Origin of the sequence: Bacteroides muris (ex Afrizal et al. 2022) (assembly GCF_004793475.1) — a bacterium.
GTDB lineage: Bacteria > Bacteroidota > Bacteroidia > Bacteroidales > Bacteroidaceae > Bacteroides > Bacteroides muris.
Genome location: NZ_SRYZ01000002.1, coordinates 120,570 through 146,156 on the forward strand (window position 1 = coordinate 120,570; position 25,587 = coordinate 146,156).

General features: G+C 50.7%; 16 protein-coding genes. 2 read left to right on the top strand and 14 right to left on the bottom strand.

The window, feature by feature from the left end:
• Window positions 1-8 precede the first annotated feature (8 nt).
• Window positions 9-2,690 carry a DNA gyrase/topoisomerase IV subunit A gene (locus E5355_RS01620; protein ID WP_136008898.1) on the bottom strand — a complete coding sequence of 894 codons (2,682 nt, stop codon included), beginning with the start codon at window positions 2,688-2,690 and terminating at the stop codon, window positions 9-11.
• 143 nt (window positions 2,691-2,833) lie between these two features.
• Entirely contained in the window at window positions 2,834-3,049 is a 216-nt protein-coding gene (locus E5355_RS01625; RefSeq protein ID WP_246866868.1) for a hypothetical protein, read from the bottom strand.
• A gap of 596 nt (window positions 3,050-3,645) precedes the next feature.
• On the opposite strand from E5355_RS01625, the gene E5355_RS01630 reads away from it, so the two are divergent.
• A complete protein-coding gene (locus E5355_RS01630; protein ID WP_136008899.1) occupies window positions 3,646-5,187 on the top strand; it encodes a glycine--tRNA ligase in 1,542 nt (513 codons plus the stop codon).
• Window positions 5,188-5,254: 67 nt separating this feature from the next.
• Window positions 5,255-5,887: an FKBP-type peptidyl-prolyl cis-trans isomerase gene (locus E5355_RS01635; RefSeq protein WP_136008900.1), complete on the top strand. Its 633-nt coding sequence runs from the start codon at window positions 5,255-5,257 to the stop codon at window positions 5,885-5,887.
• A gap of 72 nt (window positions 5,888-5,959) precedes the next feature.
• Here the strand turns inward: E5355_RS01635 and E5355_RS01640 are convergent, their stop codons facing one another.
• From E5355_RS01640 to E5355_RS01695, 12 genes are all read right to left on the bottom strand, one after another.
• A complete protein-coding gene (locus E5355_RS01640) occupies window positions 5,960-7,816 on the bottom strand; it encodes a serine hydrolase (RefSeq protein ID WP_136008901.1) in 1,857 nt (618 codons plus the stop codon).
• A 94-nt stretch (window positions 7,817-7,910) separates the two neighbouring features.
• A complete protein-coding gene (gene murQ / locus E5355_RS01645) occupies window positions 7,911-8,747 on the bottom strand; it encodes an N-acetylmuramic acid 6-phosphate etherase (RefSeq protein WP_136008902.1) in 837 nt (278 codons plus the stop codon).
• A gap of 45 nt (window positions 8,748-8,792) precedes the next feature.
• Window positions 8,793-9,632: a BadF/BadG/BcrA/BcrD ATPase family protein gene (locus E5355_RS01650; RefSeq protein WP_136008903.1), complete on the bottom strand. Its 840-nt coding sequence runs from the start codon at window positions 9,630-9,632 to the stop codon at window positions 8,793-8,795.
• 66 nt (window positions 9,633-9,698) lie between these two features.
• A complete protein-coding gene (locus E5355_RS01655) occupies window positions 9,699-10,883 on the bottom strand; it encodes an acyltransferase family protein (RefSeq protein WP_136008904.1) in 1,185 nt (394 codons plus the stop codon).
• Window positions 10,884-10,916: 33 nt separating this feature from the next.
• Window positions 10,917-13,892: an FAD-binding and (Fe-S)-binding domain-containing protein gene (locus E5355_RS01660; RefSeq protein WP_136008905.1), complete on the bottom strand. Its 2,976-nt coding sequence runs from the start codon at window positions 13,890-13,892 to the stop codon at window positions 10,917-10,919.
• A 176-nt stretch (window positions 13,893-14,068) separates the two neighbouring features.
• Window positions 14,069-15,310, bottom strand: coding sequence for an exo-beta-N-acetylmuramidase NamZ domain-containing protein (locus E5355_RS01665; RefSeq protein WP_136008906.1), 1,242 nt, complete (start codon window positions 15,308-15,310; stop codon window positions 14,069-14,071).
• Between the two features lie 34 nt (window positions 15,311-15,344).
• Complete coding sequence (locus E5355_RS01670; RefSeq protein WP_136008907.1) at window positions 15,345-16,667, bottom strand: MFS transporter; 1,323 nt, start codon at window positions 16,665-16,667, stop codon at window positions 15,345-15,347.
• A gap of 27 nt (window positions 16,668-16,694) precedes the next feature.
• Window positions 16,695-18,014: a SpoIID/LytB domain-containing protein gene (locus tag E5355_RS01675; protein ID WP_136008908.1), complete on the bottom strand. Its 1,320-nt coding sequence runs from the start codon at window positions 18,012-18,014 to the stop codon at window positions 16,695-16,697.
• A 41-nt stretch (window positions 18,015-18,055) separates the two neighbouring features.
• The gene (locus E5355_RS01680; protein WP_136008909.1) at window positions 18,056-18,988 is read right to left on the bottom strand and encodes a DUF4922 domain-containing protein; all 933 of its coding nucleotides are present in this window, start codon (window positions 18,986-18,988) and stop codon (window positions 18,056-18,058) included.
• Window positions 18,989-19,088: 100 nt separating this feature from the next.
• The gene (locus E5355_RS01685; protein WP_136008910.1) at window positions 19,089-20,561 is read right to left on the bottom strand and encodes a glycosyltransferase family 2 protein; all 1,473 of its coding nucleotides are present in this window, start codon (window positions 20,559-20,561) and stop codon (window positions 19,089-19,091) included.
• A 24-nt stretch (window positions 20,562-20,585) separates the two neighbouring features.
• On the bottom strand, window positions 20,586-22,445 hold the full coding sequence (locus E5355_RS01690) for a PQQ-binding-like beta-propeller repeat protein (RefSeq protein ID WP_136008911.1): 1,860 nt from the start codon (window positions 22,443-22,445) through the stop codon (window positions 20,586-20,588).
• Between the two features lie 19 nt (window positions 22,446-22,464).
• A complete protein-coding gene (locus E5355_RS01695; protein WP_136008912.1) occupies window positions 22,465-25,572 on the bottom strand; it encodes a xanthan lyase in 3,108 nt (1,035 codons plus the stop codon).
• Window positions 25,573-25,587: the final 15 nt, after the last annotated feature.

The following is a 25,587-nucleotide window of genomic DNA, read 5'->3' on the forward strand; positions in this document are numbered from 1 at the left end:
GTCCTCCATCAAAACAGTTTCATCTGTCCTGTCATCTCGTCCAGTATGTCCCCTTCGCTTTTACCGTGGTCGGGGTCCAGAATTTCCGGTTCTTCATCCGCTTCCTGCTCTTCGGTTGCCTGCGAGGGTTCCGGTTGGCGGGTAGGCTCCAGTTCGTTGATGGTTTCTACGGTATAGGTGGTCAGTCGCTTGCCTTTTGCCTTGAAGCCTTTCACGGCGATGAATTCGTCGGCTTCCACTATCATCGGTTCCCGGAAACTGTCGTGACCACCAAACATGACTTCTAAACGCGGGTAGTATTCGTCTGTCAGCAGAATAAGGCTGCTGTTCTTGTTTTCTCCCAGATAGTTCTGTTTACGGGCGGTTGCCTCGAAGCAGAAACGCTTGATATAAGGGTAGTTCTGCTGGTCGGCATCGTAAAGTACGGCAGTCCATACCTTGTTCGGGTCGTATTTTTCCAATACGCGTATGCCATCGTCGTAGTGGTTGTTCAGGTCGAAGTTGGTTACATAGAACTCTCCGCTGTTCTGTACGACGAGAATGGTATCTTCGCTCTGGAACTCTCCGAGGTATTCTCCGCGGCCATCGTAGTTGAGGCGCAGCACGTCGCGGTCGAACCACACTTTCCGTCCGCCCAGTGTGGAGCCGCCGCGCTGTTTCAGGGATATTTTGTGTACGGGGAGTTTCGTGAGGATGTTGCCCATGGCCTGCCGTCCCTTGATATTGATAGCGCTGAAATCCTCCTCGAAGATGATGCGGCGTACGCGGGGATTGGGTTTCAGGGTCACCTTGATGATTTCGGCTTCACCGTTGGGATTGGCGGTGAAGTAGGTGATGCGGGAATCGGGGGTACCTTGTGTCACATCGTATTCGCGGTCGCGCACCACGGAAGTGACGGCAAAGCGCTTGATATAGCTTGTTCCTTCCTTGCCGTCGCGGTAGCAGACGTTGTAGATGGTACGTTTGTCGTTCTTCTTGAAGATGTTGGCATAGAGTATGTTCTTGCCCACGAATTTCTTGTCGGCCACCGGTGTGATGATGTATTTCCCGTCGCGGAAGAAGATGATAACGTCGTCTATGGGCGAGCAGTTGCCTATGAATTCGTCTTTCTTCAATCCAGTTCCAATGAAACCCTCTTCGCGGTTGATGTACAGTTTTTCGTTGGCTTCGATGACTTTGGTTGCTTCGATGGTGTCGAAGTTACGCAGTTCCGTGCGGCGGGGGAAGGCTTTGCCGTACTTGTCCTTCAGCATACGGAACCAGTCGACGGTATATTCCACGATGTTTGCCAGATGGCGGTCTATCTCCTCTACGTCCTTTCGCATGCGTGCTATCAGCTCCTCTGCCTTGTCGGAGTTGAACTTGAGGATGCGTGCCATCTTTATTTCCATCAGCCGGAGGATGTCTTCCTTGCTCACTTCGCGGATAAAAGTCGGGTAGTAGGGAGTCAGGCGCTCATCGATATGTTCGCAGGCGGCATCCATGTTTTTGGCTTGTTCAAACTCCTTGTCCTTGTAGATACGTTCTTCGATGAATATCTTTTCGAGCGAAGCGAAGTGCAGGCTTTCCAGTATTTCGCCCTTGCGGATTTCCAATTCCTGGCGCAGCAGTGCCAACGTATTGTCGACTGATTTGCGCAACACGTCGCTTACGGTGAGGAAGTGCGGCTTTTGCTCGTCGATGACGCAGCAGTTGGGAGAGATGCTCACTTCACAGTCGGTGAAGGCATAGAGGGCATCGATGGTCTTGTCCGACGATACGCCCGGAGCCAGATGCACCAGTATTTCCACGTTGTCGGATGTCAGGTCCTCTACCTTACGTATCTTGATTTTTCCTTTCTCGCTGGCCTTTACGATGGAGTCGCATACGCTGGCCACCGTTTTCCCGTAGGGGATTTCCTTGATGGCAAGTGTCTTGTTGTCTATCTTCTCTATTTTGGAACGTACGCGTACCGCACCGCCGCGTTCGCCGTCGTTGTATTTGGAAACATCGATACTGCCCCCGGTCTGGAAGTCGGGGTAGAGCTTGAATTCCTCGTTGTGCAGGTAACTGATGGAAGCGTCGCACAGTTCATTGAAGTTGTGCGGCAATATCTTGGACGACAGGCCTACGGCGATGCCCTCCACGCCTTGCGCAAGCAGCAGTGGAAATTTTACCGGTAGTGTCACCGGCTCTTTGTTTCGTCCGTCGTAAGAGAGTTTCCATTCGGTGGTTTTGGGATTGAATACTACGTCCAATGCAAACTTGGAGAGGCGTGCTTCGATATAACGGGGGGCAGCGGCGCTGTCTCCCGTCAGAATGTTGCCCCAGTTTCCTTGGCAATCTACGAGCAAGTCCTTTTGTCCCAGCTGCACCAGCGCATCGCCGATGGAAGCATCGCCATGCGGATGGAACTGCATGGTATGCCCTACGATGTTCGCCACTTTGTTGTAGCGTCCGTCTTCCATGCGGCGCATGGAGTGGAGGATACGCCGTTGCACGGGCTTCAGACCGTCCATGATATGGGGGACGGCACGTTCCAATATGACGTATGAGGCATAGTCCAGAAACCAATTCTGGTACATGCCGCTCAGTTGGTGCTTTACGTTGGCATCCTTTGCGTCTGCAGGTTTGTAATCCGAATGTTCTTCTCTTCCGGTCGGGAGTTCTTTGTCCAAATCATCTTTCGGTGCTTCAAAATCTTCGCTCATATTTGTTCGGGAATTGTCTATTCTATGATATTGCTGGTTTTCCAGTTGCAGGCAAAAATACTAATTTAATTCTATATATAGGAAACCGGTGCGATAGTTTTTTAGCAGTATGCCTCGACGCACCGGTGTTTGCCTGGCTGCATTCAATGCTCAATTTGCTGTGAGCCGGTATTCGGTCCGCAGACCACCAGTTTCCCGTCCGGTTGGATGTCTGCGGGGTCGATGAATGCCATTCGTTCGTCGCCGGTGGCTTCGGTACGTCCATGATAGACACAGTAGAGCCGGTTGCGAATATTGATGAGCATGCAATGCCCGGTTCCGGTCACGATGCCGCCTTGCTCTGTGTTCTTTTGCAGCACCGGATTGTTGGCGGCCTTACTATGGATGGCTTCTTTGAATAGGCCGCTTGCAGTGCGGTTGTCCGCAGGAAGTAATCAGGGAAGTATGCCGGCTTTTAGATGACGATGTCCTATAATTTTATTGTCGGTTCTTGCGGGTCGGGTGGCTTGCTATACCCCCCTTCCTGATACCTTCTGAGAGGGGGTACAATGAGTCAGGGACTGAATGGCATTCAGTCCCTGAGTGAAAGGCTTTCAGTCCCTGACTGAATCACGTTCGTTCAGCGAGTGAGATGGGAAGATGTGTGAATGCAAGCGGATTATACTCGTATTTGTAATATAATATGAGTGGGCGCTAGGCCGGGGCTCTTTCTCCCGCGTGGCTGGCAGAATCGCAGTTATGACCTTCGTGCAACATGCCAGTTTCGTTAATCATCGTCCGATTGGGCGGATAAATATTCCCTGATTCAATTCATCCGACAGGCATATGTGCCGTTTCTATTGTTGGTAATAAGATAAATTAATACCCTCCTTGTCCTACTTACGATATAAATCCCTATCTTTGTGGCGCTTTTTAGCTGAAAATAAGATTCAAATTAATTTAGATACAACAGAAAATGGCACAAGAAGACGTTTTTAAGAAACTCGTTTCACACTGTAAGGAATATGGTTTTGTGTTCCCTTCCAGCGATATTTACGATGGACTGGGAGCCGTATATGACTACGGTCAGATGGGTGTGGAACTCAAGAATAACATTAAACAATACTGGTGGCAGAGTATGGTGCTGCTGCACGAAAATATTGTCGGTATCGACTCGGCTATCTTTATGCACCCCACCATCTGGAAAGCCAGCGGACACGTGGACGCTTTCAATGACCCTCTGATTGACAACCGCGATTCCAAGAAACGCTATCGTGCCGATGTGTTGATAGAGGACCAGCTTGCCAAATACGATGACAAGATAAACAAGGAAGTGGCAAAGGCGGCCAAGCGTTTTGGCGATGCTTTCGATGAGGCCCAGTTCCGTAGCACCAACGGACGTGTGCTGGAACACCAGGCCAAGCGTGATGCCTTGCACGAACGCTTTTCCAAGGCTTTGAACGATAATAATCTGGACGAACTCCGTCAGATTATCCTCGACGAAGAAATCGTTTGTCCCATCAGTGGCACAAAGAACTGGACAGAGGTACGCCAGTTCAATCTGATGTTCTCTACGGAAATGGGTTCTACTGCCGACGGTGCCATGAAGATATATCTCCGTCCGGAAACGGCACAGGGCATCTTCGTAAATTACCTCAATGTACAGAAGACCGGCCGCATGAAGATTCCTTTCGGTATCGCCCAGATAGGTAAGGCTTTCCGTAACGAAATCGTGGCACGCCAGTTCATCTTCCGCATGCGCGAGTTCGAGCAGATGGAAATGCAGTTCTTCGTAAAGCCGGGTACGGAGCTTGACTGGTTCAAGACCTGGAAGGCTACCCGCCTGAAATGGCACAAGGCGCTGGGCTTCGGCGACGACCATTACCGTTATCACGACCACGACAAACTGGCCCACTACGCCAATGCCGCTACGGACATCGAGTTCCTGATGCCTTTCGGCTTCAAGGAAGTAGAGGGTATTCACAGCCGTACAAATTTCGACTTGTCACAGCATGAGAAATTCTCAGGCAAGAACATCAAGTATTTCGATCCCGAAACCAACGAAAGCTATACCCCGTATGTCATCGAGACCTCGATAGGCGTAGACCGTATGTTCCTCAGCATCATGTCTGCTTCCTACTGTGAAGAGAAGCTGGAGAACGGCGAAACGCGCGTTGTGTTGAAACTTCCCGCTGCCCTGGCTCCGGTGAAGCTGGCTGTGATGCCGTTGGTAAAGAAAGACGGACTGCCCGAAAAGGCACGCGAGATTATCGACAGCCTGAAGTTCCACTTCCATTGCCAGTATGATGAGAAAGATTCTATCGGTAAGCGTTACCGCCGCCAGGATGCCATTGGTACTCCGTACTGTGTCACCGTGGATCATCAGACTTTGGAGGACAACTGCGTGACTTTGCGTAACCGTGACACCATGCAGCAAGAGCGCGTGGCTATCTCCGAGCTGAACAATATCATTGCAGACCGCGTAAGCATCACATCACTGCTGAAGACGCTGCAATAAAGCGGTTGCGAAATAGACCGCTGCGTGAACAAACTGAAATAGTAAATAGTAAATAGTAAAATAGTAAATGAAAAAGTCCCTTTTGTTTTTGCCTTTCCTGCTGTGGCTGGCGGGTGCCTTTGTCTCTTGTGAAGAAGTGGAAGAGGCTGGAAAGTATGATAACTGGAGAGAACGCAATGAGGCATTTGCCGACTCGATAAAAAGGCTGACGGGTGAGAACTATGTTGCCACGGCAGAGCAGGCTGATGCTATGGAACTCGGGAAACTGTATGCCATACAGACGGCTGCAAGTACCACTGGAGGTGCCCAGTATGTCTATTGCAAGAAGCTTGTGAGGAATGAAACAGGGGAACGTCCGTTATACACGGGATACCATTCTACTGTCAGTGCTTTTTATTACGGAACTTTAATAACGGGTGATCAATTTGACGGAAATTTTGATGGGTATAGCGCTTTGGATACTAATATCCCATTGGATTTGGTGAAAAAACCAACAGCCTTTGATTCTCCAACCACTTTTGGTGTTGCAGATGTAATTTCCGGATGGACAGCAGCCTTGCAGTTAATGCGGGTAGGCGAACGCTGGATGCTGTATATACCGTGGCAGAGCGCCTATAGATCCAGTGGTAGCAATGATGGAACTATTCGTGGATATACTGCATTGACGTTCGATTTGTTGCTGGAGCGCATCGTTGAATAGCCGGTATGGATAATAAAAAAGTGGTGAAGATTCTTCTTCGCCACTTTTTTTATGCTTTTATAATAGAGGAGCCTATATTTTCTTCTTGATGGCCTTTACCCAGATTTTATATCCATCCTCATTCAAATGCAGCCCGTCACCGGTCAGTTCGCTGCGCAGTACATTCGTTCCCTTCTCTGTAAACAAGGGGAAGAGGTTGATATAGGCAATATTTTTTTCTTTGGCAAGTGCTTCCAGACGAAGATTGACTTCAGGAACCATATCTGTCTTTCCGGTCAGACTTTTGTACCGTCCGAAACTTTCATTGAAAGGAAGCAGGCTTTGCAGGTAGAGTTTTGTGTCGGGAGATTCTTTCCGGATGCGTTCCACCGTCATGCGAATCATACTTACAATGCTGTCCGGCGTCAGATTGTGGGAAATGTCGTTGACTCCGATAAGCAGAAACAGCTTGGCGGGGTGTCCGGGAAGTATCTGGTGCAGACGGTCATAAATACCCATCACTTCATCACCGATGATGCCGCGATTGCGTACGTTCTTCTTACCGAGGCGTGCCGACCAATCACCGCCGCCTTCAGTCAGGCTGTTGCCAAGCATGACGATGTCCTTGCTTGTAATGGCAGGCTCGTCCATAAACTGTAGGAAGCGTTTGTAGTAATGGTCTGTATAAACACGCGGAATAGGGCAGATGGAAGCCGCCACAGCGTTGGCAACCAACGAACGCAGACGAACCACACTATGCCCGTCTTCCGGATGCACGGCATTGATAAGCAATATGACGGAAGTGTCATTGTCCGGGTCGATAACGATGGAAGTACCCGTATATCCGGTATGGCTATAGGTGCCTGGGCCGAACAAGTCTCCGTTATTAGAAGCATAGGCTGTAAAGCAGTCCCAGCCGAGAGTGCGTCCCAAGCTGGCAGTGGCGCGTGGCACGGTACGCATGGCTTTTACACCCAGCGGACTCAGGATACGGTGTCCGTTCCATTCACCTCCGTTTTGCAGGGCTGCGCAGAGCACGGCAATGTCTTCGGCACAGGAGAATACTCCGGCATTGCCGCTGATGCCTCCGTTCATGATACGGGCCAGCGGGTCGTGCACTTGTCCGCAGAGGACTTGCCCGTCAGGTTGTTTTTCGGTAGGCGCAATGGCATTGTGCCAGTCTCCTTCGGTGATACTTGTCCAGTTTGTGTCCGTTGTATTTATCCATTTGCCATTCTTGTCACGTCGGCAGGGCAGATAGTCGGTATGCTCCATGCCGAGTACATCGAATATGTTTTCACGGGCAAAGTCACGCAGGCTCTGACCGCTTATGGTCTCGATGATATGTTGCAGAGTGATGAAGTTGAGGCAGCTGTATTGGAAATCTGTCTGTGGCTTGAAGTCACGTTTGCAAGTAGCGATATACTCCATGAGGCCATCGGCATTGGGAGAACCGTATTGCTTTTCTAGCTCGGCTACCGGTGCATAGGGGGGCAGTCCGGAAGTGTGTGTCATCAGGTCGGCAATGCGGATTACCTTCTTCTCTTTGCCGTCTTCGCTTTCCCAATTCTTGAAATGGGGTATGTAGAGGCTGACGGGGTCTAGCATGCGTAGCTTGCCACGTTCTGCCAGAATCATCGTGCATACGGCAGTCGACATGGATTTGCTACAAGATGCCATATCAAAAATCGTATTGACAGTCATAGGCTCCGCATCGGGATAAACACGCTTGTTGCCGTATGCTTTCAGATAGGCCATCTTGCCATTGCGCACTACGGCAAGTACGGCACCGGGAATGTCCTTGTTGGAGATGGCTGTTTCAATCGCTTCGTCGGCATACATCAACTTGCGGGAGTCCATTCCCACTTGTTCGGGGGCTACGCGTTGTAAAGGCTGCGCGGTGGCAGCTTGCAGACAAAGAGAAAAGAGAAAAAAACAGATTGCTTTCATAATAAAAAGATTTGCCCCGCCCCCCTATGAAAGGGGTTTTGACACACTCTTGAAAGGGGAAGGGGATAATTAATCGGGTTAATTGTTCTTGAAACTATTCTTCTTCCTCTTTAGTGGCACGAGGGGCTCTGTACGCATCCACTGCCTTCTTCACCGAACCGTGCATCAGCAGCAGTGCCTTGGCTTTGCCATAGTCCAGTCCGAGTTCCTCTACAATCATACGGGTACCACGGTCTACAAGCTTTTTGTTACTGAGCTGCATATTCACCATCTTGTTGCCTTTCACGCGTCCCAACTGTATCATGACGGAAGTAGTAATCATATTCAGTATCATTTTCTGTCCTGTTCCCGATTTCATGCGCGAGCTTCCCGTCACATATTCAGGTCCTACAATCATTTCGATGGCTACATCCGCTTCTGCCGCCATTGGCGAGTCCGGGTTACTGGTGATACAGCCGGTCAGTATGCCGTGTTCACGTGCCTGGTGCATGGCGCCGATTACGTAGGGGGTGGTGCCGGATGCAGCAATACCGATGACAGTGTCCTTGTCTGTAATATTGCGTTCCGTCAGCTCTTCCCAACCGCGGTGAATGTCATCTTCGGCATTCTCTACCGGATTTCTCAATGCAGTGTCGCCACCGGCAATCAAGCCGATAACCAGTGTGGGGGGCATACCGAAAGTCGGTGGAATTTCCGAAGCGTCGAGTACGCCAAGACGTCCACTGGTACCCGCACCCATGTAGAAGATGCGTCCGCCTTGTTTCATGCGAGGCACAATCTGGGTTACCAGTTTCTCTATCTGAGGGATTGCCTTCTGTACGGCAAGCGCCACTTTCTGGTCTTCGGTATTGATGTCTTCCAGAATTTCACGGACTGATTTTTTTTCCAAGTCATTGTAGAGCGATGGTTGCTCAGAGATTTTTACGAACATAGTCTATTTGCTATTTGACGATTTACTATTTACGATTTGTCACTTTCAGTTGTGATATTTGATGAGTCCTTCCATGGGGCTCTTGATGATTGCACCCAGTTGGATACCCATTTCTTGGGCAGCTTCTGCCAGAATTTCCTTGTAATAGAAGGCTACTGAACCGATGAAATGTACTTTTTGATGTTGATAGTCTTCATATTGCATGACGTTGCGTTTAAGGAATGCCTTAAAGCTGTTCAGCACCAGAGCGCGTACACAAGGTTCGCCCAGGTTCTGTGCAAGAAATGGTGACAAGCTTGCCAGGAAACGGTTGGGGAAAGGTTTACGGTAGACGCGGTCGATGATATCGGCAGGTGTCAGGTCGAACTGTTTGAGGAATTTCTCTTTAAGCTCGGGTGTCATCTGATTTTTCAAGATATCGCCTACCAACAGTTTGCCCAAACAGGCTCCGCTGCCTTCGTCTCCCAAGATGAATCCCAGAGGAGATACATTGGTGACAATGCTTTTCCCGTCATAACAACATGAGTTGGAGCCGGTTCCCATGATGCAGGCAATGCCTGAGTCATGTCCGCAGAGGCCACGTGCGGCAGCCAGCATATCGGTATTGACTTCCACTTCATTTTTCACATTGAGGTGTTTGGTAATGGCACGGTGCACCATACTTATCTTGTCGGGAAATCCGCATCCTGCACCATAAAAGTATACGGCATCCAGTTCGCTTGTCTTCAGCTGAGGTAATAGCGCTGTTGCTATTTCATTACTGATTTCCTCTTCCGACTGAAAGAAAGGGTTCGTCCCTTTCGTGAATATCTGTTGGAGAAGTACTCCATTCTCTACAACACACCAATCGGTCTTTGTAGAGCCACTGTCTGCTATTAGAATCATATAAATAATGTTTAATGTTCAATGATTGATGTTTAATGTTCAATGATTAACGGGGATGTTCAATCATTATATTTTGATATATATTTTTCGTTTGTACAACTGGTAGCCGATACACCAGTTAATGGCGATAAACAGCAGGGCAAAGGCAAGGGAACCGGCGGTTTCACCGAAAACGGGCATGAGGACTATATTATATAAGAATCTGTGTACACTGATGCTGCCGTCTCCCCACGAGAAACTGATGCTGCCGAAAAGTATGCTAAGTACGCCGCCCAATACATACATGAACAGCGGATTCACACCGAATGCCTCGAAAAACATGCTCCACTTCTTATTGCCTTTCACATCAATAATCCAGATAAGCAATGCCAGAAAACTGGATGCCAGTCCGCAAGTGACGAGTACGTAGGTAGGAGACCATATTTTCTTGTTGATAGGACAACCGTAGCTCAGCAGGAAACCGGAGAAAGTAAGGATGACACCTGCCAGAAACAAGGTGATAAGCTGCGAATTGAGAAATGAAGCACGGTCTTCCGACTTGTTGCCATCCAGCATCAGCCGTCCTACACAGAAGCCCAGCAACACGTGTGCAATGGCAGGGATTGTGCTTAACAGCCCTTCGGGGTCTATGCCGTTATCCTTGTACATGTGTGCAGGGGTTAGGATGGCACGGTCTACCACGGAAAGAATGTTCGTCTCATCATAGGCGAAACCGTTGCCACACATCAACAGGATGAAGTAGCCTGCCAATAGGCCGGCTATCAGATAAGGTATATGCTTATGCTTCATGGTTAGCGCAATGATGGAGGTTGCACCGTAGCAAAGCGCCAGCCGTTGCATGACACCCAAGATACGGGTACGTTCGAATGTCCAGACGGAAGCCCATAGCTTTTCTCCGAAACTGAGATCGTCCGGAGCTGAAGCCCAATAATAGCAGAAACGCGAGAACCAGCCGATGGCCATGCCGATGAGGAAAATGACGATGGTACGTTTCAGTATTTTCATACCGGCGGCATAGCTGAACTCGAAGTTGTATTTCTTCAGGGAAATGTATGTGGAAATTCCCATGATAAACATGAAGAAGGGAAAGACGAGGTCGGTGGGGGTCAGGCCGTTCCACTCTGCATGCCGCAAGGGGGCATAGATATGTCCCCACGAACCGGGGTTGTTTACCATAATCATACCTGCGATGGTGATACCACGGAGAATGTCGAGTGCAAGGATGCGTTTACTTACTTTGGTACTGTTCATTGTAATATTTGTGTGTTAAGTTAATTATTAATCCTAACTATCAGCTGCCTTTGTACATTCGTCTACCAGATAGGCTATGGAGACGTAGGGGATACCCGAGTTTGTTGTCAATCCGATTTCACAAGTACGGCTGTTGGAGTAGCCTATATTCACTCCGGACGCTTCTATTTGCGGACGGAGTTTGCGTAGGGCGTACGAGTTCAGCTCGGGATAGGTGAATCCCCGGTCTCCGGCAAAACCGCAGCAGCCTACTTCTTCCGGCACGATGACTTTGCTGGAACAGAGGCGTGCAAGGGCTATAATGGTATCTGCCAGTCCCATTTTCCGCATGGAGCAGGTGATGTGGACTGTTACGGGGCGATTGATGGGTGTGAAAATCAGCTTGTCACGTAAGAAGACATAGATGAATTCTGCAGGTTCATACAGTTTCATTTTCTTGATACATTCGCGCATGCGGTGCAGACAAGGGCTTTGGTCACAGAGGATGGGGTATTTGCCTTGTTCGCTGGCTTCCCAAAGTGCGGCCTCCAATTCGGCTGTCTTGCGGTCGGCGATGTCCAGCATCCCTTTGCTTTCCCAAATGGTGCCACAGCAAAGCTTGTCCATATCTTTCGGGAAGATGATTTCGTAACCGGCTTTTTGCAACAAAGACACCATTTTATTTACCAATGGCTGCTCTACGGGAGACTTCTTGGCCAGGCCCATGGTCTGGTTGATGCAGCTGGGGAAATAAACTACGGCCTCTCTCTCCTTGCCTCCTTCTCCGTAGGGAGGGTGAGTAGATGCTTTTGCTTTATCATAAAGGGGGAGAGGCTGGAAGGGCTTTGGCATAGCCGGCGTCCATAGAGGTATGCCTAATGCATTGTGCAGGCCTTTGGTAATACTACTCATGGCCTTTGTCCCTAATAGGGAGTGGCTGAAGTTGGCCAAGGACAATGTGGGACGCAGTGCATTCTTGACACCGGCGAAATGATTGGCGGCAAAGTCTCCGGCTTTGTATCCCAGGCTGCCTTTGGGCAATGCTTCCCGGCGGATTATATGGGTAAGGTCGCCCGTATTGATACCCATCGGACACGACATGGAGCAGAGGCCGTCTCCGGCGCAAGTCTGGTTGCCGGGATAGCGGTATTGCTTTTCGAGCAGTGCAAGGCGTGTCGGGTCTTCACCGCTTTGTCTCAACCGGGATATTTCGCGCTGCAACACGATGCGCTGGCGCGAGGAAAGGGTAAAGCCGCAGGAGAGACAGTTGACTTCGCAGAAACCGCACTCGATACACTTGTTTAACCGAGAGTGGATAGTGGATAGCTGGGAATGGGATACTGTGTCATTTCTTCCTTTTCCATTTTCCATCAATAAGGGCAGCGGCTTGAAGTTCTTGATATGGCATTGCGGGTCATCATTGAATATGACACCGGGGTTCAGCAATCCTTGCGGGTCAAACAGCTCTTTGACGGCTTTCATGACTTTGTAGGCGTCATCTCCCCATTCATGGCGGACGAAGGGAGTCATATTCCGACCCGTACCATGCTCGGCTTTCAGGGAACCGTCATATTTGTCTACTACCAAGGTCTTGATGTCATTCATCAAGTTTTCGTAACGTCGCACTTCAGCTTGGGTACTGAAGGATTGGTTGATGATGAAGTGGTAGTTTCCTTCAAGAGCATGGCCATAGATGCAGGCGTCGTCATATCCGTGGCGGGCTATGAGTTGTTGCAACTCTGCCGTTGCTTCCGGAAGGTCTTCAATGTGGAAGGCTATGTCCTCGATGAGGCAAGTGGTTCCCGGCCGGCGGGTACCTCCTACCGAAGGGAAGATGCCGGAACGGATGGCCCAGTATTTGGAATATTCTTCCGGCCGGTCGGTGAAGCGTACCGGAATATAAGTAGTGAAGGCTTGCAGGCATGCTTCGATGGCAGATATGTTCTGTTGTAGTTCTTCCGGGGTGCGGGCTTTGGTTTCGGTCAGCACTGCGGTCAGTCCGGTTTCGTCACCCGGCTCTACGCCGGGGAGGGCAGAGGAGGCAACTTCACCTTTGTATTTCAGGAATACGGGGTCGCTGACGGAGGAAAGGCTCTTGTAGTCCAGCATTTCAGCCCCTTTTACTGTCCATTCGCCGGTTTCGTCGACCAGCTTCTTCATGGCTACCACGGCGCGGCTCGCTTCTTTGATGCTCTTGAAGTAGAGCATGGCGCTGGCCTTGTAGGGATAGTCATATTCGGTCTTCATCGTCACTTCCGAAAGGAACGCCAGAGTACCTTCGGAACCTACCATGAGGTGGGCGATGATTTCGAACGGGTCGTCGAAACGGACAAAAGGCAGCAGATTGAGTCCGGTTACGTTTTTGATGGAGTATTTGTAACGGATGCGTTCGGCCAGTTTTTCGTTGGCGCGTATTTCGTCGCGCAGTATGCAGATGCGGCGGATGAAGTCGCGATGGGTCACTTCGAAGGAAGCGCGGCTGACGGGATTTCCGGTATCCAGCAGGGTGCCGTCCATCAGGATGATGCGGGCGGAAACAAGCACTTTGTCGCTGTTGGCATGCGTGCCGCAATTCATGCCGGAAGCATTGTTCATGACGATGCCGCCCACCATGGCGCTTTTCACCGAGGCGGGATCGGGGGCAAACTTGCGACCGTAGGGGGCCAGCAACTCGTTTACACGCTGTCCGATGATGCCCGGTTGGAGGGTTATCTGTTCATGGTCGGCAGATATGCTGTATTTTTCCCAATTCTTGCCGGCTACGATGAGGATGGAGTCACTAATGGCTTGGCCCGACAAACTGGTTCCTGCCGCTCGGAAGGTGACGGGCAGTTTGTGGCGGCTCGCCAGTTTCAACAGTTGTGAAACTTCGTCCTCGTCTTTCGAACGGATTACAATCTGGGGAATCAGGCGGTAGAAACCGGCATCCGTACCCCAAGCCAGTCGGCGAAGTTCGTCGGTATAAATTCTTTCCTGCGGAATGATTTGGCTTGCTTCCTGCAGGAAAGCCATGTAACTATGCTCTTTCATGTTCACTTTTTTTTATTGCATCACTTCGCTTCAAAGTGCTCTGTAAACGTGTCTTACGAGGGGGTACATTCAGTCGTATACTGAGTATATTTAAGTATACGACTGAATGTGGTTCTGTATACGACTGAAATAGTCTTCGTATCAGGTTCTTTTCCCTTCCTTATTTATCTGTAAATTTATTTATATAAATAATACTTTTTCGACAACTTACGGAAGTCTTCGGCATCTTTATACCAGTAGTCGCGTATATCTTCCCAACGGTTCCGCTTTGAGAAGCGCTCGCGTATCTGCCGCGAACCGCTTACCTTGTCGAACATCGAGAAACGTCCCTTGTCGGCATGGTCAAACACGGCACGGTCCGGATAGAGGGCGGCGACTTCCTGCATGACCAGGAATTGCAGGTCGCTCAACGGTGCTTTGCCGAAATCCATAATGTGCACTTGCACGCCTTGCAGCAACTCGCCTTTGCCTACACTGTAGAACGGTTTCAGGTACATCGGTCTGAAGATAACCCCCGGTACGTTCAGACGGTTCAGGCTTCCGGCCAGCTTCTCTGCTTCCACCCACGGCGCGGCAAACATCTGGAACGGAATGGTATAGCCCACACCAATGGACATATATCCCAGCTCGCCCAAGATGCCACTGACGGGATAGAAGAATGCAGAATGTGGATGTGGAATGTGTGGAGAGGAAGGAACCCATTGCAGTCCGGTTTGGGTATAATCCATCTTGCGTTTCCAGCCTTTCATCTCCACTATGTGGAGATTGCATTGTTCCCCATCCTTCAACATCTTCTCGCCATTGAGCATCAGTGCCAGCTCACCGCAAGTGAGGGCGTAAAGGTACGGAATTTTAAACTGGCTTACAAAAGAAATGCAATCATCTTCAACCAGATTGCCTTCAATTTTCAGTCCGCCTACGGGATTGGGCCGGTCTAGCACGATGAATTCCTTGCCGTTTTCGGCGGCGGCTTCCATAGCCAGTCCCATGGTACTGATGTAGGTAAAGGAACGGCAACCGATGTCTTGGATGTCATATACCAATACATCCACGTCTTTCAGCATGTCCGGTGTGGCTTTGCGGGTCTTTCCATAAAGCGAGTAGACGGGCAGTCCGGTAGTTGCGTCTTTGATGTCCGTCACATGGTCGCCTGCGTGCACATCGCCGCGCACGCCGTGTTCGGGGCCGTAGAGTGCCACAAGATTTACGTTCGGCGCCTCGTGCAGTATGTCGATGGTGGACTTCATCCGGTTGTCCACTCCCGTCGGGTTGGTAATCAACCCTACACGCTTACCTTCCAGGCATCGGAAATTCTGTTCTTTCAGTACCTCGATACCGGTCTTTATTCTTATCTTCTGTGCTTGCATCGCACCTCCGCAGAGGAGGCAGAGTAAGGATATTACAATAATCTTTTTCATCACTGATCACTGATAATTAAACATTCATCATTCATCATTTTTTCCCATATTCCGGGTCTATTCTTCTGTCTGCAAAGAGGGTGACCACAACCGTGGCGAAACAGCATATCATTACCAACCAGAAGAAGTCGGTATATCCGATAGCCTCCTGAATATACCCCGCAAACATACCCGGAATCATCATGCTCAGTGCCATGAATGCGGTGCAGATGGCATAGTGGGAAGTTTTGAATTCGCCTTCGGAGAAGTACATCATGTAGAGCATGTAGGCCGTGAAGCCAAAGCCGTAGCCAAATTGCTCGATGGCGATGGCGGTTGAGATGGTAAACAGATTGTCGGGCTGGGCAATGGCAAGATAGACAAACGTCAGGCATGGCAGAGTCATGCATCCTGCCATCCACCAGATGGATTTCTTCAATCCGATGCGTGACGCGAATAACCCTCCCAGGATACCGCCCAGGGTGAGGAATATGACTCCGATGGTGCCGTATACGATACCTACTTCTGCAGTCGAGAGTTCCAGGCCTCCCGATTCTTTGGAGGCCACCAGGAAGGGCATGCACATTTTGATGAGGAATGCCTCAGGCAGGCGGTACAGCAACATGAATACGATGGCCAGCAATGCACCCGGTTTGGTGAAGTAGGTGGCGAATGTTCGTCCGAATTCCCTGAATATGGCTCCTGCAGTGGCGGCATCGGCTGCCAGTGTAGACTTGTCAGAGGCGGGTTTAGGGACTGCAAAGAGGTGATAGAACGTCACCAGGCTGAACAGAACGGCTGTAACCAGCATCGTGATGGTCCATGACAGCGGAATGTTCTCGGTCTTCAGTTCGATGGCACCGGCAATGGCCACGAGCACGCCTTGTCCGAAGATAGAGGCAAGCCGATAAAACGTACTTCGGATGCCGACGAAGGCTGCCTGGTCACTCTGTTTCAGTGCCAGCATGTAGAAGCCGTCGGCAGCGATGTCGTGTGTGGCAGAGGCAAAAGCCGTAATAATGAACAGCATCAGCGTGATGCTGAACATGCTGATGGGAGTTGTTCCGGCTGCCATAGTAGCCTCGTCCGGTCGTGGAATGGAGAGCGTCAGCAGGATGAATGCCACAGACATCAGAATCTGCATGGAAAGAGTCCACCATCTTTTGGTCTTGATGATGTCGACAAACGGGCTCCAGAAGGGTTTGATAGTCCAGGGCAGATAGAGCAGGCTTGTAAACAAGGCCATTTCTCCGTTCGGTACGCCCATTTTGGTAAACATCATCACGGAGATGTTGTTTACGATAAAATATGGAATGCCTTGTGCAAAGTACAAGGTGGGTACCCATGCCCATGGCGATATGTTTTTTGTATGGTTCATGATATTGATTTATTGTGTTCTATTCGATTATTCATACAGCTTGTCAATGCTTGCACCTATATAGTAGTGCAGCAGTATTTCGTCATACTTATATCCTTGCTCACCCATCACGGCTGCACCTATCTGGCAAAGCCCCACGCCATGTCCCCAACCGGCACCGGTGAGGATGAAGCGTCCGGGAATGCCTTCGGCAGACAACTCCTCCTTGTCCACCACGAAGGCAGAGCTGTAGAGGTGTGAAGTAGAGAGCGTACGGCGAATTTCCAGCTCCTTGCCGATGGTGAGCGTGCGCTTGGTTCCCACAATTTTCAGTTTCCAGAGGCGTCCGCTGGTTCCACGGGCTATGGGGATAAGGTCGATGATTTGTCCGTAGTCAATGCCCGAACGTTTCAGAATGAGGGCTGAAAGTTCTTCCTGGGTGTATTCCACCTTCCAGCGATAGAAGTCCGTAGTCTCCTGGTCGTAGTTGTTGAGTACCTGCGAGAGGATTTTCTTGTCGGTGGTGTTGCAGAATGCTTCGGGGGAGGTGCGAATCCAGCGGTTCGCTTCGGCTTCCTGCGTCAGATCGGGTAGCGTGGTGGGCGTTTTGCTGTCTTGCTGTCGGGTGAGATAGGGGTATTTGATGTCTTCCCAGCAGTATTGGAACTCCTCGAAAGCACCGCCGCAGCATTTGGAAAAACGGGCGTCGCAAATCTTTCCGTCGGACGTCAGCACTTGGCCGCGGGTAGCGGAGATGGCTTGTTTCACAATATCAGTGGATGCACGCGTAATGCCTTGGTAGCGCTGACAATGGTCGTCAGCGCATACATCGAAACGTGTGTGGTCTTCTCGGTCGTACCAGCGAATCAGCTCTTCGTCGGTCTGCGTAAAGGCCGAGTAGTTGGCTTGGGCTTCGGTGATTTCCTTATTCTTCTGTATTTGTGCCAGTAGCCAGCTCCGGGAGATGACAGCATGTGCCTTGAGCAGTTCCAGAGAAGCGGTGGCACTCATTTCAGAAGAGATGACGCTGGTCAGATAATCTTCTACATGGATGACGTTGATGCCGGTGAGCTTTCCATTCTCAACGATGATTTTGAGGGCACCCGGAAAACGCTGGTCTTCCTTGCGCTCCCAATGGAAATTGATGCCGATGGTAACGTCCAATAGTTCGAAGGCATCGGTCTGCTCGTGTTGCGGTTCGAACAGCAGTTCGTCATACCGGCGTCCGTTCCAAAGAATCTTTCCTTCGTCATAGGTCACTACCTGCTTGCCGCTGACTTCCGTTCCGTCCATGCGATACGGGTTCAGCAAAACGAATTCTATCTGCGGTTCAAACAGGATGCCTACTTGTACTTTGGGCTCTTTCATAATGGTATTTCTTTAAAATTAGAGTTCTTGGATTTCAGAAGTCACATTTTTTCCCTGATACGCTGCCGTATTTTGTGGAAGTCTGTGGCAGAGAGGCATACCTCACTTAATATCTGTGCCACATCTTCCGCAGTGATTTTCAAGAAATCCTTTTCTACGGGGGTGATAAAGACACCTCCCAAGTCGACGGATGCCGGACTGCTCAGCAGATTGGCTTCTCCCTCGGCGGTGTAGCAGGCGGGACGGTGCTTCTCGCGCGGGAAGACAAAGACCACCCAACGGTCGGCCTCGTACATGGCCAGTACGTTCATCATCGGCTCGTCTTCTTCGGGTTTCGTGTCCAGAGAGCGGTAAACGATGTCGAACAGGTCTGCCGCATCCTCCTTGGAGGCGGACTCAATCACAAGCGTGGCTCTGGGGGCATCGTCAAGATACCACAGTACTGCCTTCCTATAATCGGCTATTTTCCCGGCGGTCTGTCCGCGCCAGTCCTTTTCAATGGGCATGAAGCCTTTGTTTCCTGCTTGGAAATGGGCATGGTCGGGGGCGGAAGCGCCACATTTGGGACCGTTGTAGAAGATGGTGTAATCCGTCAGCGCCTCGGCCAGCTCCAGCATGTCGGTGAAGCGGGTGGCTATGCGTTGTGGGGTATGTGCCAGTTCCGGTACCGTCAGGTGACGGGGGAAGATGGGGAACGGATTCACCAGGATATGGTAGTGTCCACCAAACGAGATGCCTTTCTGTACCGATGGCAGGTTTGCCGGGCACAGAAAGCATTTCCGTGCCTGGATGGACTTGGCATCCACCTTGGCACCGGAGGAAACGATGCGTGCGGGGTTGAACTGTACCTTATAAGGTATGCCGTTTACATTCAGCTCTTTCACCCGCACTCCGGAGAGGGCGGCATAGTTGTTGCGTGCCGTCTCCCAGGATGCCAGTTGTTCAGTCAGAAGATTGTGTATCGTTTGATTCATTTGATTTTTTAAATTAGTGATTATAAGCGTTCTGTCAAACACTGGTGTCTGTCACGTCAAACACCAATGCCTGAAAAGCGCGAGTGCAAGCTGTTGACATTTAATGCTTTGTTTCATTCTTTTTGTTCATTTCTATGCGTGCCTGGAGTTCCCAAGTACGGATACGGTCTTTGTAAAGGTTGTGTCCGTTCATCTTTACAATATCCAGCGACGCATCGGAATTGTCGTCCCAGCGGCGGCAGAGGTAGACCACGTCGTACACGCGTCCTATCTGGTACTGGCGAGAGAAGTTCAGTCCCAGCGCATAGTCTTCGCCATAGCTGGTATTGGGTACTTTCACTTCGCGCAGCACCGGAGTGTAGAAGGCGCGCGGGGCACCCAGACCGTTGATGCGGAGGGCGTTGTTGCGTCCGTTTGCCGGAGTCCATTCCTTGTGGTCGATGATGCCCGGAGCAATCATGTTCATGTTGAAGTCCGTCATCATATAGGTGCCTACCACCATGGCGCAATTCTGTTCGTAGAAGGCGCGGACCATGATGGCAAGTGTGTTTTCGTCTTTGTATACGTCGTCGCTGTCCAGCTGCACGGCAAACTTGCCGCACTTTGGGTGGTGTACACCCATATTCCAGCAACCGCCGATGCCGAGGTCGCTGCGTTCGGGGATGATATGGATGACGCGTTCGTCGTCCTTGAAATCGTCGATGGCTTCCGTTGTGCCGTCTGTGGAATGGTTGTCAATGATGATAAGATTATATTTAAAGTCTGCCTTCTGCATCAGTACCGACTTGATGGCGTCACGGATGGTACGGATGCGGTTGCGTACCGGAATGATGACCGAAGCTTCATACTCGAAGTTACCGGCAGAGAACTCAATCTTCTTGAATTCCGGTGCCAGATATCCCCCGATTTCTTTCAGATGTTCGGTGCATGCCTGCTCCATCTCAATCTGGCGGTCACGGTTTTTAGGGTCTACATAGTCGAAAATCTTTTCACCGCTCTTGCGGGTATCGTTTTCCACCTCGCTGTATAAGTATTCGTTGATATGTACTAAGTCTGAATGTTGGCTCAATTTCAAGCGCAGGTCGTAAAGGCCGGCAAATTTATAGTCGGACTTCATGCGTTCGGCAGCTTGCTTCAGCCTTCTGGTGTCGAACAACAATACAGACCCGAAGTTGAAATCATCCCTTAATGAACCGAACTGGTAGTCAATCACCGGAGCGTTGGTCTGCTTGCCGTCTGCAATCTGATAGTGGTCGGCATACACCATGCCGGCATTTGAATCTTCAAGAATATGTATCATACGCTCCAGGGCAAACACACCCATTTCGAGCGTGGTTTCTTTGGTATAAAGCAATGTGTATTCTCCCTTGGCTGCATTAGCAATAGCTTTGAGGGTTGCACTGCTGTAGGGCATGTCTACAAACAATATTTCGCAGCCCGGGAGCGATTCCAGAGTGGTATCGGTCGTGATTAACCGGATTTCTTCTATAAGTCCTGTCGCCTGTAGGCTGTTTACTGTTTTTTCTACTTGTTCTTTTCCTGCGTAGGGAAGAAAGCAACTGATTTTATTCATGATATATCTTTTAATTTTTAATTCTCAATTTTTAATTCTCAGAAGTCCCGTTTCCCCGCTGGTTGCCGTGAACAGAACTTCGTGACCGTTCAACGGAACTACGGTACTGATGAGTGAATTCCCTATTTTATGTTTCCACAGTACTTTGCCTGTTTTTCCTTCCAGTGCGAAGATAAGTCCTTCTTTGGTACTGCCAAACATTATCCCCTCTTTTTCTACTTGCATGGAGGGGGCATGCTCATAACCGAAGCCTACATGGGTTGCCCACAACTCCCGCGGAGCATCTCCTCGGGCTGCATAGCAAACAATGCTGTCGTTCATCGTCTTGCTGTAGACACGTTCACCGTCTTCGGAAAGTCCGATGGTCTCGCGCACCATGGACTGAAAGGTGCGCCACACGGTATTGCCCGTATGGATGTCTATGGCGGTCATGGCGCGCTGCGGGTCGGTAATGAATACTTTGCCGTCGGCGGCCACCGGCCATACGGCGGCAGGAGAGAAGTGCATGCGGGTCAGTCCGCCCGTCCATTTCCATAGTTCACGTCCGTCTGCCTTGTTCAGGGCATACAGTGTATTGTCCCATGCGCCGAAGATGACTTTGTCTTCCGTCACCAGCGGCTTGGTTTCGATGTAGCCCTTCACGCCGGTATAGACCCAGATTACTTTTCCCGTATGGATGTCTATGGCACGGAAAGTGGCGTCGCTGGCACCGATGTAGGCTCTGCCGTCTGCAATGGTCACGGCTCCGAGTACCGGCTCGGCAACTTCTACCGTCCAAAGCAGCTTGCCGTCTTTGGCGTTCAATCCGTAGATGCAGCGGTCGGCAGATCCGAATACAACGACACCTTCGCTTACGGCCGGAGTACCGACAATGCGCTTGCCGGATTCAAAGCTCCATAGCTTTTTGCCGTTTTTCAGGGTGTAGGCCGTCAGCCGTCCCATATCGTCCCCTACGAACACTTTATCTTTTTCTACGGCGGGAGAGCAGTAAATGCCTGCGCCCGTCTGCACCATCCATTGCTCCTTTACTTGCGGATATTCTTTGTTGACCGAGAAGTCGGGATATTTCTCTGCCTTTCCGTTGCGGTCGTAATACTGTCCGGTCAGCGAGAATGTTGTCCACTGCTTCTTGGGTTCACCGATACGTTGCGTGTATACCCGGATGGAATCCCCGGTTACTTCATAGATGCCGTATCCCGGTTTCCCTTCTTTGTCGCGCAGGTTGCTGCGCATCAGTACGCCCGGAATGCCGTCATAGCGTAAATCCCGGTTGCTGTGATAATGCCCGCCGATAAACAGACGCACGTTGTAGGGGCGGACGGCATCCGTCACCTCATACCAGTTGTCCACATCCCCCTCCATCAGTGGGTAGTGGGTGACAAGTATCACCGGTTTGTCTTTGCCGTTTTTATCCATTTCTTCCGTCATCCAACGGATGTCTTGCGGCACTACATGCCCGTAGGCCATGCGCATCAGCGGACCGGAGTTGAAACCGAGAAAAAGGAATCCCTTGTGCTCGAACTTGAAGCGTTCGCCACCAAAAATCTCTCCGAAAGCGGTGCAGCCGGAGTCGCTCCATTTTGTTTCATGGTTGCCCAGGGCTACATGGTAGGGAACTCTCAGCAAGTCAAGGCACGACTTCACTTTTTCCATGGTGGCACGGTCGCCTTCTTCGGTCAGGTCGCCTGTCACCAGGACAAAGTCGATACTGTCGGTGGCATTGATCTGTGCGATGGAACGTAGCAGGTCCTCAGTGGGGTTCGGATTGTTCGGGGTCAGATGAATGTCCGTCAGTTGGGCAAAACGGAATGTCCCTTGCTGTGCCTGCATCCCCAGGGGGAGCAGGCAAGCCATCAGGACGATTATTAACAGTCTTCTGTTCATAGATGATGATTGGTTGATATTATTTGTTGTCGTTGAAGAATGTCAGCACAGCATTCATGAGTGCCTCTCTTTCAGAATCAGTACGTATGGATTCAAAAGGGAATCCCAATACACAAGTCTTGTAGTCGCCTTGGTAGGCCACACCGGCACTCAGGTTGTTTTCAGAATACCGCATCACGGTGTGTGCATCTTTGGTTGCCGGTTCAATGGCGTCCGGTGATTCCACCACATACGAATCGGCATTCAGCTCATTGTGATAGGTATAGTTTCCTGAAAGGGCGGGGAACGGAGAAGCTACGCTTTTCACCTTACCCATTGTAGCCGCTTGTCCCACACGCCACTTATATTTCAGTACTTCCATCGCAAATTTCTTGTCGGCTTCGTCGGCGGTTGCAAGGCGGTTGTCCCATAAATCCGTTCCTACAAAAGCGCCCGAAACAAAGATATTTCCACCTTGCTTACAATAAGCCGCAATAGCCTCCTGCATCGGTTTGCTGAAAGTCTTGAACTCCAACGGTTTTACGCCTCCCCGTCCCATCTTGGTCTGGCATTGCTTCCCAAGTATCAAGTCCACATACCTATACTCCCTCATATTCACCGGAGTATTCCTCTCTCCCTTTCCTACAAGGGAAAGACTTTCATTACTAACCGATACAAACGAATATCCCGCTTTTAGGATAGCGGTGCCATGTATGGCAGGATAATCGAACGTATTTCCTGCAATCACTTGAGTTTCGTAGTTCCCATAGCTGTCGCCAAAACCGGAGGCATCGTCGTCCATCCAGGGAATGGAACGGCGATATTCCTTCATCTTGCCAATGTAGCTGATGTCCCGGATATAGGGGACTCCGTGGTCCTGCTCATCCAGAAATCCGGCAAGGCGGGTGTCGGCGGGGGCGGGGGCCGTAAAGTCGGCAGGGGCACTGATACGGTCGAATCCGTTTATCACCAATACGGTACCTTTGGAATTGAACGCCCGTCCGGCAGAAAGAATTTCGGAAGGGAAACTTTCACCGCCCTTGTTGACAGCAGTTACCTTGTAGCTGCACACCATGCCGGCGGGGAGCGTGGTTCGGTAACTGTTGCCGTCCACCAATACTCCGTTGTCGAAATCTCCGTCGCCGATGCGGGTGTAGACAATGTATTTCTCTGCTACGGCAGTCGGTTCCAACGCATCTGCCACGGGTTGCCAGGTCAGTTCCACTTCATTTTCACCGGTCATGCGCAGGGCCATGTGGTCTACCGGTAGCGGTTGCACTACGTAATCCATGTGGTATTGTGAGCAGAGGAACTGAAGCATGCCTTTGTAGATGGCGCGGCTTACGGTGAAACGGAAACGCGGGTCCAGTCCGTAGCGCATGTCTGCAAAGTTCTGATGGGAAAGCAGTTCGAGCAGCATGGTCGGTACGCGGGGCACACGGGCTTCGTAGTAGGATTGGTTCCATTTGCCCCGGCGTGTCCATTGGGGTTCGTAGAGGGTACGTACGTCGCGCACGATGTTGGACTGAATCAAGTCTGTCAGGTCGTGGCTCAGATAGCGTGATGCTCCGTTGGCGAATTTCTCATTGTAGGCGTTGGTATAGTAGATGCCGAGTGTTCCGATGATGGAATCGTTCAGTGTGGTTCCTGCATCGGAGTGGAAGGCAAAGGCCATGTTGACGGGGATGTTCAGCCCTTTTTCCGTAGGGTTCACGGCAGAACCTCCGGAAAGGTAGTTCACCCAGATGCCGCGGCATTTATAGTCGTCGGTGTAGTCATTCCTGCCGTTGCTTTCTGAATATACACTGTCCGGTATTCCTGCCCATTGCAACCAGTAGCGGGCGGCTTCGCAGAAGCGGGGATAGCTGGATGGTTGATAGTTGATAGTGGACAATGTAGAGGTTGTACGGTCTTGGATGTTGCCTGCATGGGTATTTTGCAGGTTACGGTTGTCGGAGCTTTTCAGGTTTTCCGTAGCGCCCTCATTGGAGATGCAGCGGGCTATGTTCCCCATACCGCCGCCAATCTTCACGGCGTCGGCAGTGATGATTCTTCCTACTTTGGAGGAAAGGTTGCTCAGAACGACTTTGCATTCATTGTTCCGACCGGCATTGAAGCCGAAGGTGCCGAGGTAAATCCAGGTGCCGCCTCCCATTTGCTGGTTTACCTTGAACTGCGTGGTGCCGCCTTTGTGATAGACGGTGTAAAGGGCATCGTCCGCGCTGTTTGGCAAGGTTTGGTAAGAGACGTATACGGCGTATTGTCCGGTCGAAGGGATTTCGGGAATCCATTCGGCGGTGCTTGCGTTTCCTTTCTTGATGGTTTCTATGGCGCGGTAGGTGCCTTCCTTGAAAGGATTCTCAAAGTCTATGTATTGGGGGCGCAGGTGGGCGAAGCCTTGTCCTTCTCCCTGACTCCAGAGCTTGTCACCGGAATTTTCTGTATAGACGGAACGGCCGGTCAGGCAACCGTCATTGTCTACGATGACTTCTGCCGTCTGGCAATCGCGTTCGCGGGGAAGCAGCACGTTGGCACCGGCATTTTCCAGCATCGGCACGAGGAAAGGCAATACGTAGCTTTGGGTGTAGAGGTCTTCCACGGTCTGGAAGATACGTGCACGCTGCCATTCCCAGCGGTCGAGTTTTTGTTCGTAGTACCAGCCGTGGCTTTGCCATAGGGCGATGTGCCGGTTCTGCAAGCCGTTGGTGGGGGTGTAGGGGGCGGAAACGTCGGTAACCAGAGGCTTGGAAGCGACGGGATTGAATGTCTTCGTCTTTTTGTCTTTTTTACTACGCAGGACTTGGGGAACCAGTTCTTCGATGCTGCGCTTGTTGGTACGGATTTGCAGCTTGTATTTGGCAAACTCCGCCGGCAGCAGGGCGCTTACGCCTTGGTAGATTTCGGCCACATTGTCCTCACGGAAAGGAATATAGGCACAGTTCATGTTGGCAAACAGTTGCAGCGTATTTCCTTCCACGACTACTGAGTCGATGCTGATACGACCTACTGAGATTTCTTTCCGTGCAGTGGCATCCAAGAATCTCTCGATTGCTTGGCAGACATTTGTCGGAAGTCCTTGCGCACCTCCCAATTGGGGGAAGAGGGAGGCGGCAAGCAGACTAAGTAAAAACTGACGTCTTACATTCATAGATGATGTATTAAG